Genomic DNA, 16,207 nt, shown 5'->3' on the forward strand with positions numbered 1-16,207 from the left:
GTGGTTTGTGCTCAAGAACTGGATGCGACAACGATGGAGTGAGTTTGAGAGTTTTCACAATTGTATAGATGCAGCTTTCAAAACCTGTCCTAACGTGCTCCCGTAGAGCTATAGAACTGCCCGACCTGGTTCTTCTACGGCTGTGAAAAAGCTGCAATGCTGACAGGCAGCGTTGCAGTCATCATTCACCGCAAAACTCATCATGTTGGGCAGGTTCTTGTTTTGAATCGTGCGGTAGAGGGCACGAGCAATGAAATTAGCAGCGGGTTTGCTAAATAAAGCGGGAGTCGAGAGGGAATAAACCGGGTAGCCGTTGCGAAAATGGATGACTTTGTTGTGATTCAGGTAAATTCTATAGAGAACTTCGACGAAATCAATGCTGCAATTCATGGCTTTAGTGGCTAAAAACCATTTCAGCCGGAGGTTCGTTAGCAACGAATTCATAAGGTTTGGCTAGAAATCTAGAGTTTAGCCAGAGGCGATCGCTCCTCCCAACGATTTGAAATAAAACGTACAAATTCTCTGGGCTGTTCCTTGCATTCAATGACTTGTTATGTTGCGGCAATCGCTTCGATTGCTAACTTCCACTTTGATTTCAGGAGCTGACAACAAATCACGGTTGCGGCAGGTTCATTGTTACCCAGATATTTCATTCTTAACTGAACGTTTAGTTCATCATACTCAGGGCTTGATAGATAAGTTCGTAAAGAAACTATGTTCTCATAACCCATGCCAGCGGATTTCAAGATTGTCCTTATGTGATTCCAGATGATTTCACCTTGTGCTAATAGATACATCTCCGTAAACTGAGGAGATTGATCTAGAAAGCCCTTGATGCCAACCCCTATAACCCTTAACTCCAAAACTCGCTGGCAAATTCCTGCCGTACTTGCTGTAACGGTTTTTGTAAATTATTTAGACCGCAACAACCTATCTCTAGCGATACCTCGTCTTGCTCAAGACTTTAATTGGAGCGATCGCGAAGTAGGCTCAAAGGGCGAGTTATTGTTGGCTGCTTTCTTTTTATCCTACGCTCTGTCCAACATGTTGCTGAGTCCTTTAGCAGAGCGATTTGGGGCAAAACGAAGCGTCATAGCAGCGATCGCAGCCTTCTCCCTCGTTACGACTTTGAGCGCACCGTTTGGATACTCTTTATACAGCTCTGATTGTCCTACGTTTGCTGTTGGGGCTGGGAGAAGGGGTTCACATTCCGATGTTGAGTGCGATTATTAGTCAATGGTTTTCGTCGGGAGAGCGATCGCGTGCCAATGCGATTTTGGGAAGCGGCATTCTGCTGTCTACAGCGATCGCACCGCTGATTGTGGTGCCGTTGATTCAGGTTTGGGGTTGGCGTTCTACCTTTGCGGTTTTGGGCGTTGCTGGAATGCTGCTCTCGATTCCATTAGTTTACTTTCTAGTGCCGGATGAGCCGTCTTCAGTACAATCTGCTGTGGATACGACCGCTTACGATCAGCGGCAGCAAAGACCGTCGGTTCAATATCGTCGAGATCATCGATTCTGGCTTGCCGTTGTAGGAGGTAGTCTCAATGCCTTTTGTCCTTTGGTGTCTTGAACTGGTTGCCGACATACTTTAATCGTGCAAAGGCGATCGATTTTGCACAACTGGGATGGCCGCTTGCTTTAATTTTTTCAGCCGGAATCGCTGGCATTGCGCTGATGGCTTATCTAGGCGACAAGTTGCAGCAAAGGACAAAACTTGCGGGAGTCGGTTTTCTGATAGCAGGTGGGATGGTTTATATTGCTTCCACTACCAATAGAGTAGAACTTTTGGTACTGTTTTTTGTCGCCGCAGTGTTCTGTCAAAGTGCTTATGCGGCTCAAGAATACGCAATCATTCAACGCATCTTGCCAGCCAATCAAGTGGGTGCAGGAACAGGACTTTATAACGGTTTATCCATGTTGTTGGGAGAGGTGGGCGGCTCTCTAATTCTAGGGTCAATCGTGGCAGCAACGGGTAGTTTTGATGTCGCCATTCTCAGCATTGTGGTGAGTGCATGGCTGGCATCAATTGTGATGTTTGTGCTATCACGAATGATTCGATACTGATAGAGGTGTAATGCATGAGCCGAGTGTAGCGCCTTGTTCTGCTGCAACGCGATGTCTTGGAATTTTGGTCGTTACACCAAATCCGGCAAAGTGATGTGACCTTCATGAGCACCGCTGTAAAGGTACGTTTTATACCCTCGAAGGAGAATCCGAAATCCTAATGATGTATATAAGTGTCTTGCTTCCTCTAACAGAGTATCAACCTGCGGCTGATTATTATCCTGTATGGCTCTTCCTATCTGCCGCCAGAGTTCAATTGGTTCATCAATGTTTTGTAACACAGAGGTGGGATGCCAATCTGATACTTCTTCAGTGCAATTCACTTCAATGAGCTTCAACGCTAACTGATAGTCCTGCGGCGCAATGTTCCATTTGAGTGACCGCCAGGTTGCTGTGCAACGGATTGAGGGGACGCCATTCTTCAACTGTGCATCAAGGCGTTTGCATTCTCCAGTTCGCCAAATTTCTGACAGTTCGCAACTTGTCCACCCTGTGAAATTGGTCGGTATAACGATGGAAGCTTCGGGTGTGTCGAGCGTGTCAGGAAGTCCTGTTTCCCCAGGGTGCATCCATCCCCAAGTCAAATCACTAGCAAAAATATGATTTTGCTTCAAACGTTCTGATACGCGCGCCCATGCTGCACTCAGGTAATTTTCTGAGATGTTCCGCAAAATCGTCTCGAATGAATCGCCCAAGACAAATCCTGCCACATCCAATCTACGACCGCACCTTGGAACCTCTAAAGATTCAAGAGCTTCCCAATCTTCTTTGTGAAGTGCCCACATATCCATACGAAGCAATATAATCTATTTGTAAAATTGTGCGCGAAGAAAAGCTGACTCACAGCAGAACGGTTGAAATGAGCGGCAGCAGAAGCCTTGAACTCAAAACTAGGGGTGTTGTGATGTCTACCGCATCACACATCACAATTGCTATCTTGCTCTATTCAACTGCCTCCATGGTTGGAGCCTATCACATACGCAATTTCGCTACCATTTCTGTCCGAGCAGAAACTTCTAACTTCCGAAACATACGCTTTAGAGCTTGTTTTACAGAATTCTGAGTGATCCATAACTCCGCACCAATTTCTGCGTTGGTCAGCCCTTTTGCAACAAGATCAGCAATTTGAACTTCTCTAGGCGTGAGACACTTGACGAATGGATTTGTACCCCAGGGCTGTTGCCGCAGTTCAGCAAGACGTGCAGAAAGGTGAGTGCAAACGGCTCCTAAACTAGCCAGATCCAATTGACTAAACGCAGATACATGACCAATACGAGCAAAGTTTACTGTACCAATTAACTGACCTTGCCCAACAATTGGACCCGTCATAATATGCTCATGATCATAGGCGGAACAGCATCTTTTATACAACTCACTCTGTTTCCAGCTTCCCTTTGGTAGAACTAATTCTTCATGAGCCGGAGCATGGTATTGCAAAACATACTGCAAAACTGGATCAACAGACTTACCAAACTTTTGATACTGTTCAACAAACGTATCTGAAACCCCTCTTGCATCAACACTGGCTAAGCCGTTATTTACATCTAGAAGATAAATCCCCCAGCGTTGCACTCCAAAATATTCGCTGATACTATCCATCACCCTAAACCGCAGGGCTTGTTCAGTTGGTGCAGTAGCGATCGCTTGAAACAAAGGGGAAAGAGAACGAGGCATAGGCTAAAAGTGTACCCACTTGAGGACTATTGGCGTTAGCAGGCTTTCCCTACAATCGTTTCACAACCAGACGTTATTAAACAACTGAGGGGAATGTCTCAACTACAAATTGGCTTTCTCATTTATCCGGGTGTAATTCAGCTTGACGTGATGGGAGCTTACCAAGTTTTAGCCTTTCCACCCAATACACAAGTGCATTTGGTCTGGAAAAATCTGACCCCTATCCTCAGCAATGAAGGTTTGATCCTGACGCCAACCGTAACACTTGCCGATTGCCCACCTCTGGATGTGATTTGTGTGCCAGGTGGCGGTATGGGACAAATCGAGATCATAAAAGACGTTGAAATTTTGGACTTGCTGCAACAGCAGTCAAAATCTGCTCAATATGTGACGAGTGTGTGCACAGGTTCAATGATCCTGGCAGCGGCTGGTTTACTGCAAGGCTACAAAGCAACCTGCCATTGGGCATTTCGTGATCAGCTGGCAATGATGGGAGTTGAAGTTGTGCCTCAACGAGTTGTTGTTGACCGCGATCGCATCACAGGGGCTGGTGTTACATCAGGAATTGATTTTGGCTTAACGCTGCTGGGACTGCTTTGTGGAGAGAAGGTTGCAAAGATGGCTCAATTGATGATGGAATATACCCCTGAACCACCTTTTAACGCAGGCACACCTGAAACAGCGGGGGAAGAAATTGTGCAACCCTTGATGCAATTTGGCAAACCACTCCTTGATGCTTTCCTAGCCCAAACAAAAAAGACAGCGAGTCAACTCAACCTGAAAAGCTAATTTCTGATGTTGCTGGCTCAGCCGAAATTTCAAGGCTGCATCCCCACCGACCAACTTAGCAAGATCACGGGTCGGTTCATTAGACACAGCTACCGTATTACTACTTCCTTGTTTACTAGACCTCCTGCATGAATCACTTTTTGAAGCGTGAATGGTAGCGCGGCTCCGCCGCGCTACCATTCACGCAGGAAGTCTATTGTAGTAATAGTTCTTCGGAATGATGCAGAAACTATGAACTTAGCCGAATCTACTTTAGTAAAGTGAGATAAGTTTGCATGACGACAGCCTTGATTACTGGAGCCTCTGCTGGCATTGGTGCAGCATTTGCCCAACAATTAGCAGCACGTCAAACCGATCTTGTGCTGGTCGCTCGTTCCCAGGACAAGTTACAGGAACTTGCCAATTCCCTCAAACATCAACATCAAATCCAAGTAGACATTATTGTTCAGGATTTGACAGCACCAGACGCGACAGAAACTATCTTTCAAACTGTGCAACAACTTGGACGATCGATTGACCTATTAGTCAACAATGCTGGGATTGGAGATTACGGTGATTTTGCCGAAAGCGATCGCGACCTGCAGCTGAAAATGGTGCAGCTTAATATTGCGACAATTGTGGATTTGAGCCATCGCTTCTTGATTGGAATGCGGCAGCGTCGAACGGGAGGGATAATCAATTTGTCTTCGGTGGCTGCGTTTCAGTCTATGCCCTATTTCTCGATCTACGCGGCAACAAAAGCATTTATTCTCAGCTTTAGCGAAGCGTTGTGGGCAGAAAATCGCAGCTACGGAGTGCATGTGCTAGCTGTTTGCCCAGGACCGGCGGGCATTAAGTTCTTCAAAGAAGCGGGATTTCCATCGTTCCTGGTTAACGTAGCTGAAAAAATCGATATGCCAGTTGAGACTGTTGTACGCGATGCCCTAAAAGCATTTGAAAAACGAGAGCCGATCGTGATTCCTGGCAGTCTGGTTAATCCCATTCTGGCTACGCTGCCTCGGTTTGTGCCGCGAAAGTGGGTTTCTAGCTTCTGGAAGTTGATATTAGGAAATGATTTTGGCAAAGGATAATACCCCACTTCCCATCGCTAGTTTGATAGAACGAACCAATTCTGATAGAGCAAACAAAACAGCAAACGCTCGAGGGTGAGATTGAAGAAGAATGAGCAAGAGCGCTGACGTTTCTACTGCGATTAACCTCAGTTGACAAAGACTGGAACAAGCAAGTCCGTCCTAACGTTGGAGTTCAGCGACGGACAAAAGCGTAGGCTTTTTGGCCGTCCGCTGCTACGAAGAGTTAGAAAGCGCGGGCATAGTGGAGTCCAAGTTCAGCTGCCCTCATAATGGACACGAGACCAAACCAGACCAAGGTGCCAGCAAGTAATTTCATTGTTAGGCGGTAGCCACGACTCTCCAAGGACGGAAAGAAGCGGACGGCAAGAATGGCAACAGCAACCTTGGAAGCTATCAGGGTTCCAATAGCGGTTACGACGAAGACAACGCTCTCGGCGGTAGAGCCACGAATGATGTAGTTCCCGCCAACCGTGAACCAAAAGAGATAGGGACCCGGATTGAGAAGGTTCACCTTCACTGCTGTTGCGAGGGAGCTTTGTGATTCGAGCTTTCCGGTTAACGAAATGTTGTTGACGCGAAACATCCTCGCGGATAGCCAAAGCAGATAAGCTCCTCCAACCAAACTTAGAGCAGCGGCAAATAGTTCAATACTCTTGAATTGCGAGAGAAACCAAAGTGCAGCGATGATGATTGGGCCATCGGTAATCAATGGGGCAAGGCTTGCTCGGACTCCGGCGAAAAGCCCTCTCGATAAAGCTTGTTGAATTACAATTACACCGAGTGGCCCCGGTTTGAGACCCGCAGCCAATCCGAATGCCAGTGCGGAAAGGAAGAATTCGTTCATTGGTGCTTTCTAACGGTTCCGGTCAGCGGTTTCCAATACCTTTGCAACACCATGGGTGTTTCCAGTCGATCCGCTGCACCAGAATTGTTGCGCAGCAACCTACGAACCAAGACTTGTTTACTTCCCAGAAGATGCTTGCTGTGACCAATTTTCCTGTGCCTGTGACCAAATCTCCATTAAATGCTTCGAGAACAATTGAAGTCTTTCTGAATCATCCTGTACATTTGCATACTCCCCACTGCATTGTAAATAAAGAAAAATTTGTGTCTGAAACTGCTGAGAAATATTACGAGACTGCACCCACATTTTCTGTGTATTTGTTTGGCTCAACAACGTTGTTGAAAGTGTTGCTAAACCACTTACAACGGGGACAATCCAATCCAACTGTACAAGCACTCTGCTAGCAGACAAAGCTGAGAGAATGGTTGTGCAGACAGCTAGCGTAATACTAGTAACTTGAAGCTGCTTATATCGAGCTTTGTGACGGTCAGCACGTTTAGCAAAATCTTTGCTAGGGTGATCGCACTGATGAAGAGCTTGCTGTTTCCTCTCCTCTAACGATGCAGCGGGGGTCAGCGGGTTATATCTCTCCATAGGCTGCCTCACTTTATGGCTTCACATAACAACAGATATAGCATTGATGTTGAATGAGAACTTCTTTGACAGACTTTTGCTACTAACAAGCAGTCTCTAGGTACAACCTCATAGACAAATTCTGCTGTACGACAATTTATTGTACTGAAATTTTCCGTATAACCCCTACCCCAGGCTATTATTCTCGAAATTCTCTGGATGAAGTGCTTTTCGAGAGCTTTTCTACGTCTCAGAGGATGTCTGAGAAGTAGAAAAGCTCTCGAAACGATAACCTGTCAATAGCAAATCAAGACAGCATTTCGAGAGCTATGAGTACATCGTATCCGAGCAACCTGACTCAAGCACAATGGGAACTACTGATAGGCTTGATTCCCGCTGCCAAACCCGGTGGTCGTCCTTGCAGAGTCGATATGCAAGCAGTCGTCAACGCGATTCTGTACATTCTTTGTGCTGGGTGTGCTTGGCGAATGTTACCTTCTGACTTCCCCTGCTGGAAAACGGTCTATCACTACTTTCGGGTATAGCGAGTCAATGGAACTTAGGAACGCATCAACCACAAACTGTATTAGTGGGTGCGAGTAAGCTTTGTCACCGATACGTACCGCCCGATTGGTGAACCTGTGCTGCAAAAAGATGCTATCAAAGGCTTCGTTCCTGTTCCACAGCGGTGGAAAGTTGAACGCACCTTTGGCTGGTTCAACTAGTGTCGTCGCCTCAGTAAAGACTACGAAGTCCTTCCACAAACTTCAGAAGCTTTTATCTATGTTGCTAATATTCGCATCATGCTTCATCGCTTAGCCTAGTACACTTCTCAGACATCCTCTAAACTGGCTCGTAATTTGCCCCATGATGTAATTGTCCAAAACACTCGCGCCCTTGCTCGAACGGCAAAAGAAGCTGGGGTGCCCCTGATTTTAACCAGCAGTATGGAAACACAGTTTCAAGGGTTACTGCTAGATGAACTGCTAGATGATTTGCAGACGATCGCGCCAGAAGCATACGAGCAGAGAGTGAAACGTCCTGGTATGGTGGATTGCTGGGAGTACGAAGATTACAAGCAAGCAATGGAGGCAAGGGGTAGGAAAAAGCTGATTATGGCAGGGCTAACCAATGATGTTTGCATTGTCTACCCGGCAATTAGTGCGGTGGAAGATGGTTACAGAGTTCAGGTGGTCGTCGGATGTTGGTGGATCGCCGACAACGCTGGCAGATGAAACAGCACTGCGGAGAATGGAAAAGCAGGGAGTGATGCTCACTTCAACCAATCAGGTGATGGCAGAGTTAGCGGTTTCATGGTCGTATGATTTTGGAAAAACGATACTAACCATTATGTACGAAGAAACTCTAGCCAAATTGATTAACAAGTAGTTGCGATGCGAAGCAGTTCCCCTTGCGGGGTAATCGCCCATAAACACAGAAGTACCATCAGGAATGACCTACGATGAGCAAAACAATCGACCTGTTCACACCTTTTGAATTAGGCTCTTTGACACTACCCAATCGAGTGGTGATGGCTCCCATGACTCGTAGCCGCGCGGGTCAGGGGGAAAAGAAAATCCCTACGACTCTGAACGCAGAGTACTATGCTCAACGGGTATCGGCAGGTTTGATCATTACTGAAGCGACCCAAGTCTCGCCGCTCAGCACGGCTTATGCCAACACACCCGGTATTTTTACCGCTGAGCAAACAGCCGGGTGGAAACTCGTAGCCGATGCTGTCCATCAGCAGGGTGGGCGAATTTTTTTACAACTCTGGCATGCTGGACGGGTCGCTCATCCACTCTTGCATCCAGAAGGAGCCACACCGATCGGTCCCAGCGCAATCGCCGCTCAGGGACAAACCTTCACACCCCAAGGAATGCAGCCTTACGTAACACCCAGGGCGTTAGAACTTGATGAAATTTCAGAAATCATTCATCAATTTCAGCAGGGTGCAGAAAACGCTTTAGCCGCAGGGTTTGATGGCGTGGAACTGCATGGAGCGTTTGGCTACCTCATTGACCAGTTTTTGCAGGATAATGCCAACCAGAGGAGCGATCGCTACGGCGGTTCGTTAGAAAATCGCACTCGCTTTCTGCTGGAAATGACGCAAGTGGTGACTCAGGTCTGGGGTGCAAAACGAGTAGGCATCAAACTTTCTCCCAGCAACACTTACAACGGCATGGCAGATTCTAATGCGGTTGAAACCTTCAGCTACGCAATTGATGCTCTCAATGCCTTTGACCTTGCCTATGTACATTTGATGGAAGCCAGCGAAGCCGATTTGCGTCACGGTGGACAGAAAATTCCCACGAGCCTGTTCCGACCGCTTTATAAAGGTACGCTCATGGTTAATTGTGGCTACACCAAAGCAACTGCAATGACCGCATTGTCAGAAAACAATGCTGATTTGGTTTCGTTTGGTAATTTGTTTCTTGCCAATCCAGATTTACCAGAGCGATTCCGTCTTGATGCGCCTCTCAACGCACCTGATTCTGCCACGTTCTATGCGCCTCCCTGCAATGATTCAATTGAAAACTGCGGCTTTGAGAAGGGTTACACCGATTACCCATTCCTTCAATCGCCAACACTAGAACATAGCCATTAATTTCTATCTCATCTCTCAAAATTGAACGGTTGGGAGAAATAGAATGGGAGCGATCGCCTGAATGCACAGGCTAACGGTTCGGGTCAGCGGTTGCAGGGATCTTTGCATCTCACCTATTGACTTCGTTCGATCCGTTGCACCCGAATTGTTATACGGCTGAGCGATGAAAAAAGCGGTAGCCGACATCATACTCGCTTTGCTGGCGTAGATGCCCATATTTGCGATCCCACCAGCCCCTCTCTAAATCTTCGCTTAAGCGGAATAGACCACTATTTAACTCATCATCATCAATCTTGCTAAACGAAGAGATACCATTGCGAATATCACTATCTAGGTACAGTTCCGGTCGCGCCCAACCCACTGCTGCAAATGAATCTGATAGGTCATTTGGCAAAGGAAAGGGAATCACATTTGCTACACTATCCGTAATCGATTGAATCTCTAGCAACTTTGGAATTGGCAAAAATGTGGATTCAACATCTCTAATGAATGAGGGAAAATATTCAGTCAACCAGAAGCTGGAGATCATCTCTGGGTCGTAGGTGAAGAATATCATTTGTCCGTTTCCTACAACTCTATGCATCTCGTTTAATGCTTGCCGATAGTCTGGAAAATGGTGGAAAGCAAGCATGATGATAGCTGCATCCACAGATTGATCGGATAGCGGCAAGTTCTCCACATATGCATCCATCCATTCGATTGCAGGATGAGCGATCGCCTGACTCCGCATAGTTTCTGATGGCTCAATTGCAAAAACACGATACCCATGCTCAGTCAAAACACTTGCGTAAGAACCTGTTCCAGCACCAATATCCGCAATCGTAGAAGCTGGTGAGGATGCCAAAATCTCTAGCAATTTTTTAGTGATGCGTGGATCGCTTCTTCTTGTTTGAGCATAGGTTTTACCAATCACATCGTAGAATGCCATCCCGCCTCCTCAAATCTTTAGCACCTGCTTATTATTTACCACCCCTAAACAGCACCAAAGTACACTCCCGATGGGTAACTGAAAGCCGTATAGTACCTCTGCTCGCGGAGGTTATATAGAAACTTTCCGCATAAATTCAGAATCTCAGCACCTCATGACTACTGGGGCATAAAGATGTGAAGACTACTCTGAATTCATATCTGTGCATCAGATTGGGTGAGCTTGAGGTGCAGAATCCGTTAAATGAATCAAGGAAGAGGGCGCGATTGCCCCCTCCTCCCTCTCTTTCTACTCTCCCTTTCTCCGATCGCGTGTCAAAATACTCATCACTTCACCAGAACTGGGTGCAGGTAACAGTGGACTCCACGCATTCACTTCAGCAAAGCCTCGATGATATAAGTCGTGAATTGTTTCGATTACACCATCGCGAGAACCGATGATGAGAACTCGCAGGCGATCGCGCTCACTACTTTGGATAGCGGCAACTTCTCTCTCAACAGGGGATGCGTTGGGAGATTCCAAGAAACATTGAGACATGAGTTGTAACTCCTTGAGGTTTTTGAGGAAACCCCAAAAACCTAGCCACCCCGCACTAATTCACACGTTGCATAAGTGAGTGAGAGAACTAAAAGTGAGTTTATTTTCACTTTCATGTCTTAAAGGATCAGCAACGCTTTCTTTGACATGACAAGTCGGGGTGGCTAAGGGAGTGTTAAAATTCACCATTAGCCGCCAGACTGCTGTTACCAGTTTGGGGGTTAGTCGCTCATTGCTGCTGGACACAGCTTTGAGCGGCGCTAGATCTTTGGGTTTAGTGGGTTGCCGTGAGTGAAAAAGACAACCTTAACGTGAGAGCATATCTGAGTGAACGGTATTTAGTCAAGGTGATAAGTTATAGACTTTTTGAGAAGTGGAAAGGCACGTTAGTGTAGGGGCGGTTCGCGAACTGTCCTCACGGGAGTTTATGGTCTATACAAGTGGAAATTGTGTAAACCTCATGGTCGGTTTTTAGAACCGTTGACCAAAACCAAAATGTAGTCTTCCTTCTCCATCATCGTTAATTCCATAGTCCGCCCGAATTAGCCCCAAAGGTGACTGAACTCTCAAGCCAACTCCAAAGCCAAATCCCGATCCGGGTTTGTCCCGCACATTGCCCGGTTCTCCTAAAACTTCATCTGCCGTTCCCAAGTCAGAAGCAAAGTCAGCAAACACCACTGCCCCAACCGGATCAAAGACGGGAAAACGGTATTCTGCTGATGCCAGGACATAGCTGCGACCCGTACCCACTCTGCCTTCTCGGTAGCCACGAACTGAGTTTGCTCCACCCAGGTTGAAGGCATTGTAAGGCGGCAAATCACCCAGTACTGTACCCCCCTGAAGGTTAAACGCTAAAACCTCAGGGTTGCGATCGGTTGCCTCATCCAACTCCAAAACATCGACGGGAACATACTGCACGTAGTTTGCCTGGAGGCGATTACCAAAGATGCTGCCGTTGCCGATGGGGATGGTTTGCTCGGTGCTGAGCGTTAAGGCATTTCCTTCACTGGGGTTCACTGGATTGTTGCGGCGATCGCGCGTCATTGAAAACTCTAGAATCGTCAGGTCATCAATGCCCGTGTTGCTAAAGCTAAGCGGATTTCCTTCCTCATCACGAGGAGAAATTTCGCCATCGCCATCACGTAAACTGACGCGAGTGTAGTTCAATCCCAGTTCAGCATCCCATTCCCCCAAAGGACGGGAAACAGAAGCGCCCGCGCCAAATCGTCCTTCTCGGACGCGATCGCCATTCGGCAACAGCACTTCATCCGTAAACGTGCGAGAAAGCGTGCGGCGACGAAACGCATCGACGCTGTAGCCCAGGCGATCGGGATTGCTGGCTCGATAGGGACTGGTGAAATTTGTGCCAAACTGAAAATCTTCGGCAGAGATTTGCACATCTGCATTGATGCGTTCACCCACACCGCCAAAGTTTTGATCCTGATAAGTGACGGTGCCAAACAGTCCACTATCGTCGTTGTAGCCGCCACCTACATTAAATGAACGAGACAGTTGCTCCGCCAAGTTATAGGTGACATCCACTTGTTGCGCGGTGCCGCCGAGCGAAATGTCTACATTTTCAAATAAACCCAGGGCATAGAGCTGCTGCAAATCCTGCCGAGCCGTATTCTCGTTAAATACCTGTCCGGGCTGAAGCTGAAGTTCACGGCGAATGAAGTCTTCGCGAGTGCGTCCTTCGATCGGTTCTCCATCCTCATCAACAGTGCCGCCTTCCTCATTCACAAAGCGAACGTTGATATCGCTAATCACACCTTCCAGCACTTCAACGGTGACAACCCCTTGAGGGCTAGGACGCAGCGCCAACACTTGCGCCAGGGTGTAGCCGTTTTCAACGTACCACTGGTTAATTTGCTGAACGGCTTGTCTCAACGCGGTTGGGTCAACGGGTTGCCCTAGCTGCGGTTGAAAGATCTGGTTGACCACGGTTAGCGGCAACACTCGTGCCCCCGAAAGCTGGAGCGATCGCACCACAATCGGTTCTACCGAAAACACTACACTTAACCCATCCGGGTTCTCAAAACTGGTGACATTCGCATCGGCAAACAGCCCCGTCGCCAAAATTGCCGCTATGTCACTCTGAAGCTGAGTATTGCTGGTTGCCCCACCCGGTCGCGTTTGAATGTTTTCTAGAACGATCTGTCGCAGGTTTGGCTCCACACCCACAACCTGAACATTAGTCGCAGTCACCACGACATCTTCAGGCAACAGATTAACTGGCGGAGGTGGACTGGTTTGCGCGGGAGCAATAGCAGGCGGAGTGGACGGCAAAACTGGGCTAGGAAAATCAGGAGATTGAGCAGTCCTGTCTGACGAAGATGCTGGAGACGCGTCAGACATTGCTTCCGCAGTTGAGCTAGCAGCCGCAGGCGTTGCCATCGGGGCAGCGCTGCTGGCTGCTGGCTGGTAGTCCTGATAGTAAGGAATTTGGCTACCCGGAGCAGCCTCGGTAGGCGTTTGAGAAAATTCCTGAGCCATCAGCATCTCTGGAAGCGCGATCGCCCTCACTTCTCCAACCGACAACATTGCTAAAGTACAAAACGCGAAAACAGGAACACGCATAGCAGCTTCAACTCTAGAAATTCATTGAAATCTCCGGACTCAATCGCTCAACCCTTTTCTTCGCGTCTCAACCCAACTCATTCACCCATTGCCCAAATGACTCAATTTGCCTTTCTCAAATCAAGTAATGAAACTACCAACTGATAAAATTCCGCTTTAACTGGTGAATTAGCAAAACAGTAAAACTGTTTGTCTCTACTAAAGCAAAGATCTTATCAGCCAACTATACAGGAAGACCTGCTCAAAATCAGAGATCACGCCCTTGTTTGTAGAACAAGTAAAACCAGGGGCTCAAGCGCCTTATCCAAAGGCAGCGAGCCCTAGCGTAGGGGCAGTTCGCGAACTGCCCCTACAGGGATTTGTGGTTTATCCAAGTAGAAATTGCTGTAAGAATCTGTGGCGTAAGTTAGGGTGAAAGGTGACGAAAATTCGAGACGGACAGAGGTGACGAAAACAACTCAAGTTCTAATTTCTAGACTTTGAGTTTTGAGTTAGGGTTACAAATCAAAAAGGGTGGCGATCGCTGTGCAAACGGTTCGGAATGTTATTTACTCTGACCGATTTTCTTTTATCTAAGTTCCTGTTAACGATCCACCAGCACAGCTTTGGTCTTAGGCAAGTAACAGATGTAACGAATAGCTTGTGTGGGACAATCTCTAGAACGTAAAATTTCAGCATTGTAACCAGAAGGTAGAACGTGGTTCAAACCCCTTTATCTCCTTTATCTGTAGATTCGGAGCAGCATTCCGATAGTGCAACACTGTCTCCGAACAAGCAGCTTCTAAGCAACCAGCCTCTAAGCAACCAGCTCAGAGAACTGAGCGATCGCATCATTGCCGGACACCGCCTCAGTCGTGAAGAGGCGATCGCCCTGACTCAAATCAAAGGTCAAGAGAACATTTTGTTGCTGTGCGAAACAGCTGATCGCGTGCGGCAAGCTTGCTGCGGCAACATCGTTGACCTGTGCAGCATTATTAATGTCAAGTCTGGCAACTGTTCTGAAAACTGTGGCTTTTGCTCTCAGTCGGCTCACCATCCCGGAGAAGACTCACCCGTTTATGGACTAAAGCCGACCGAGGAAATTTTGGCTCAAGCCAGGGCAGCCGAAGCCGCCGGAGCCCGACGGTTTTGCCTAGTTAGTCAGGGGCGTGGGCCTAAATACAGCAAATCTGCCGAGTTCGAGCAAGTTCTAGAAACCGTTCGACAAGTGATTGCAGAAACCAATGTCAAGCCCTGCTGTGCATTGGGTGAAGTCACCCCCGAACAGGCTGAAGCGTTGCGAGAAGCCGGGGTCACCCGCTACAACCACAACCTGGAAGCCTCAGAAAACTTCTTTCCCAATGTCGCCACCACCCATAGCTGGCGCGATCGCGTCCAAACTATCAAAAACCTCAAAGCCGCTGGCATTCAAGCCTGCACGGGCGGCATCATGGGCATGGGCGAAAGCTGGGAAGATCGAGTTGACCTGGCGCTGTCTCTGCGTGAGCTAGAAGTCGAATCGGTGCCGCTGAATTTGCTCAATCCCAGAGCGGGCACTCCTCTAGGCGATCGCCCCAAACTTGATCCTTACGAAGCGTTGAAGGCGATCGCTATTTTCCGCCTGATCCTGCCTCAGCAGATTATCCGCTACGCAGGTGGACGCGAAGCCGTCATGGGCGAACTGCAAACGCTTGGTCTAAGATCAGGCATCAACGCTATGCTAGTCGGGCACTACCTCACCACCCTCGGACAACCCCCGGAGCAAGACCAAGCCATGCTCCAGGAACTCGGCCTTCAGGGCGGCGAAGCTCCCGTTCCAACGTTTAAAGAAGGTTAATTTTTTGTGTCTTGCACAAAAAATTAACCTTCAAACCCCTAGCCCCCAGTCCCTAGCTCCTAGCCCCTTCCTCTGATTTGAAAGTGACCCCTCCCACCGAACTCCTGTGGGCCTTAATCGGTCTGATTCTCACCATCGGTGGCACCTTCTTGGAAGCGTTCACCACCAACCTCCCCTGGAACTGGAGTCAAGACGGCGTACAAACCTATTCCCTGCAAGTCAACTTTCAGGTAGGGGCCGTATTGTTAGTTGGATGTCTGGGCGGGAAGCGGGCAGCAGCCCTTTCACAAATTGCCTATCTGATTCTGGGCTTAACCCGATTTCCAGTTTTTACCCAGGGGGGTGGGCTGGACTACATTTATCAGCCCAGCTTCGGCTACTTGTTGGGTTTCATTCCGGGAGCATGGGTCTGTGGGTCATTCGCATTTCGGTTGCCGTCGCGCCTGGAATCTCTCGCCTTTAGCTGCCTGTCCGGGCTATTCACCATTCACGCAACGGGATTGGGATATTTGATTGCAACCTATATGTTGCGCTGGGTTGACATTAACGCCCTATCCTTTCCTCAAGCAGTCTTAAACTTCTCCATTTATCCGATTCCGGGACAGCTTGCTGTAGTGTGTGCCGTCACAGTTCTTGCCTTTGCACTGCGACATCTCATGTTCTACTAGGTAAAGATGTTCAATTATGGTTAGCTACTTAACTGTAGAAATTTTGTTCG

Annotated in this window: 16 protein-coding genes and 2 pseudogenes; 11 read left to right on the forward strand and 7 right to left on the reverse strand. The window is 47.9% G+C overall.

The window, feature by feature from the left end:
- Positions 1-106: pseudogene (locus tag H6G00_RS30660) on the forward strand (IS630 family transposase); the annotation flags it as partial.
- Between the two features lie 2 nt (positions 107-108).
- On the opposite strand, the gene H6G00_RS30665 reads toward H6G00_RS30660, so the two are convergent.
- Positions 109-390 carry a hypothetical protein gene (locus tag H6G00_RS30665; protein WP_199318815.1) on the reverse strand — a complete coding sequence of 94 codons (282 nt, stop codon included), beginning with the start codon at positions 388-390 and terminating at the stop codon, positions 109-111.
- Between the two features lie 444 nt (positions 391-834).
- On the opposite strand from H6G00_RS30665, the gene H6G00_RS36370 reads away from it, so the two are divergent.
- Genes H6G00_RS36370 through H6G00_RS30680 form a run of 3 tightly spaced genes read left to right on the forward strand, consistent with a single transcriptional unit; the run spans position 835 to position 2,067 of the window.
- Complete coding sequence (locus H6G00_RS36370) at positions 835-1,233, forward strand: MFS transporter (RefSeq protein ID WP_190799615.1); 399 nt, start codon at positions 835-837, stop codon at positions 1,231-1,233.
- On the forward strand, positions 1,184-1,573 hold the full coding sequence (locus H6G00_RS36375; RefSeq protein WP_277882011.1) for an MFS transporter: 390 nt from the start codon (positions 1,184-1,186) through the stop codon (positions 1,571-1,573). Before H6G00_RS36370 ends, H6G00_RS36375 begins: the two co-directional genes overlap by 50 nt.
- On the forward strand, positions 1,570-2,067 hold the full coding sequence (locus H6G00_RS30680; RefSeq protein ID WP_190799617.1) for an MFS transporter: 498 nt from the start codon (positions 1,570-1,572) through the stop codon (positions 2,065-2,067). Before H6G00_RS36375 ends, H6G00_RS30680 begins: the two co-directional genes overlap by 4 nt.
- A gap of 71 nt (positions 2,068-2,138) precedes the next feature.
- Here H6G00_RS30680 and H6G00_RS30685 read toward each other — a convergent pair whose 3' ends face one another.
- Together H6G00_RS30685 and H6G00_RS30690 are read right to left on the reverse strand one after the other, a co-directional pair.
- Positions 2,139-2,858, reverse strand: coding sequence for a hypothetical protein (locus tag H6G00_RS30685; RefSeq protein WP_190799618.1), 720 nt, complete (start codon positions 2,856-2,858; stop codon positions 2,139-2,141).
- 181 nt (positions 2,859-3,039) lie between these two features.
- Positions 3,040-3,741 carry a LuxR C-terminal-related transcriptional regulator gene (locus H6G00_RS30690; RefSeq protein ID WP_190799619.1) on the reverse strand — a complete coding sequence of 234 codons (702 nt, stop codon included), beginning with the start codon at positions 3,739-3,741 and terminating at the stop codon, positions 3,040-3,042.
- 93 nt (positions 3,742-3,834) lie between these two features.
- Here H6G00_RS30690 and H6G00_RS30695 point away from each other — a divergent pair, with 93 nt between their 5' ends.
- Together H6G00_RS30695 and H6G00_RS30700 are read left to right on the forward strand one after the other, a co-directional pair.
- Positions 3,835-4,530: a DJ-1/PfpI family protein gene (locus H6G00_RS30695; RefSeq protein WP_190799620.1), complete on the forward strand. Its 696-nt coding sequence runs from the start codon at positions 3,835-3,837 to the stop codon at positions 4,528-4,530.
- 275 nt (positions 4,531-4,805) lie between these two features.
- Positions 4,806-5,600 (forward strand): SDR family oxidoreductase, encoded by a 795-nt coding sequence (locus H6G00_RS30700; RefSeq protein ID WP_190799621.1) that lies wholly within the window; start codon positions 4,806-4,808, stop codon positions 5,598-5,600.
- A gap of 226 nt (positions 5,601-5,826) precedes the next feature.
- Here H6G00_RS30700 and H6G00_RS30705 read toward each other — a convergent pair whose 3' ends face one another.
- On the reverse strand, positions 5,827-6,447 hold the full coding sequence (locus H6G00_RS30705) for a LysE family transporter (protein WP_190642552.1): 621 nt from the start codon (positions 6,445-6,447) through the stop codon (positions 5,827-5,829).
- A 902-nt stretch (positions 6,448-7,349) separates the two neighbouring features.
- On the opposite strand from H6G00_RS30705, the pseudogene H6G00_RS30715 reads away from it, so the two are divergent.
- From H6G00_RS30715 to H6G00_RS30725, 3 genes and pseudogenes are all read left to right on the forward strand, one after another.
- Positions 7,350-7,844: pseudogene (locus tag H6G00_RS30715) on the forward strand (transposase).
- Between the two features lie 36 nt (positions 7,845-7,880).
- Positions 7,881-8,255 (forward strand): isochorismatase family protein, encoded by a 375-nt coding sequence (locus H6G00_RS30720; RefSeq protein WP_242042603.1) that lies wholly within the window; start codon positions 7,881-7,883, stop codon positions 8,253-8,255.
- A gap of 227 nt (positions 8,256-8,482) precedes the next feature.
- The gene (locus tag H6G00_RS30725) at positions 8,483-9,628 is read left to right on the forward strand and encodes an alkene reductase (RefSeq protein WP_190799623.1); all 1,146 of its coding nucleotides are present in this window, start codon (positions 8,483-8,485) and stop codon (positions 9,626-9,628) included.
- A 148-nt stretch (positions 9,629-9,776) separates the two neighbouring features.
- On the opposite strand, the gene H6G00_RS30730 is transcribed toward H6G00_RS30725, so the two are convergent.
- The 3 genes from H6G00_RS30730 to H6G00_RS30740 form a co-directional block, all read right to left on the reverse strand.
- A complete protein-coding gene (locus H6G00_RS30730) occupies positions 9,777-10,556 on the reverse strand; it encodes a class I SAM-dependent methyltransferase (RefSeq protein ID WP_190799624.1) in 780 nt (259 codons plus the stop codon).
- Between the two features lie 288 nt (positions 10,557-10,844).
- The gene (locus tag H6G00_RS30735; RefSeq protein ID WP_190641904.1) at positions 10,845-11,093 is read right to left on the reverse strand and encodes a hypothetical protein; all 249 of its coding nucleotides are present in this window, start codon (positions 11,091-11,093) and stop codon (positions 10,845-10,847) included.
- 471 nt (positions 11,094-11,564) lie between these two features.
- A complete protein-coding gene (locus H6G00_RS30740) occupies positions 11,565-13,673 on the reverse strand; it encodes a BamA/TamA family outer membrane protein (RefSeq protein WP_190799625.1) in 2,109 nt (702 codons plus the stop codon).
- Positions 13,674-14,370: 697 nt separating this feature from the next.
- On the opposite strand from H6G00_RS30740, the gene bioB reads away from it, so the two are divergent.
- Positions 14,371-15,489 carry a biotin synthase BioB gene (bioB, locus tag H6G00_RS30745; RefSeq protein WP_190799626.1) on the forward strand — a complete coding sequence of 373 codons (1,119 nt, stop codon included), beginning with the start codon at positions 14,371-14,373 and terminating at the stop codon, positions 15,487-15,489.
- 83 nt (positions 15,490-15,572) lie between these two features.
- The gene (locus tag H6G00_RS30750) at positions 15,573-16,157 is read left to right on the forward strand and encodes a biotin transporter BioY (RefSeq protein WP_190679711.1); all 585 of its coding nucleotides are present in this window, start codon (positions 15,573-15,575) and stop codon (positions 16,155-16,157) included.
- Positions 16,158-16,207 lie beyond the last annotated feature (50 nt).

It is taken from the genome of Leptolyngbya sp. FACHB-541, assembly GCF_014695875.1.
GTDB lineage: Bacteria > Cyanobacteriota > Cyanobacteriia > Elainellales > Elainellaceae > JAAUTN01.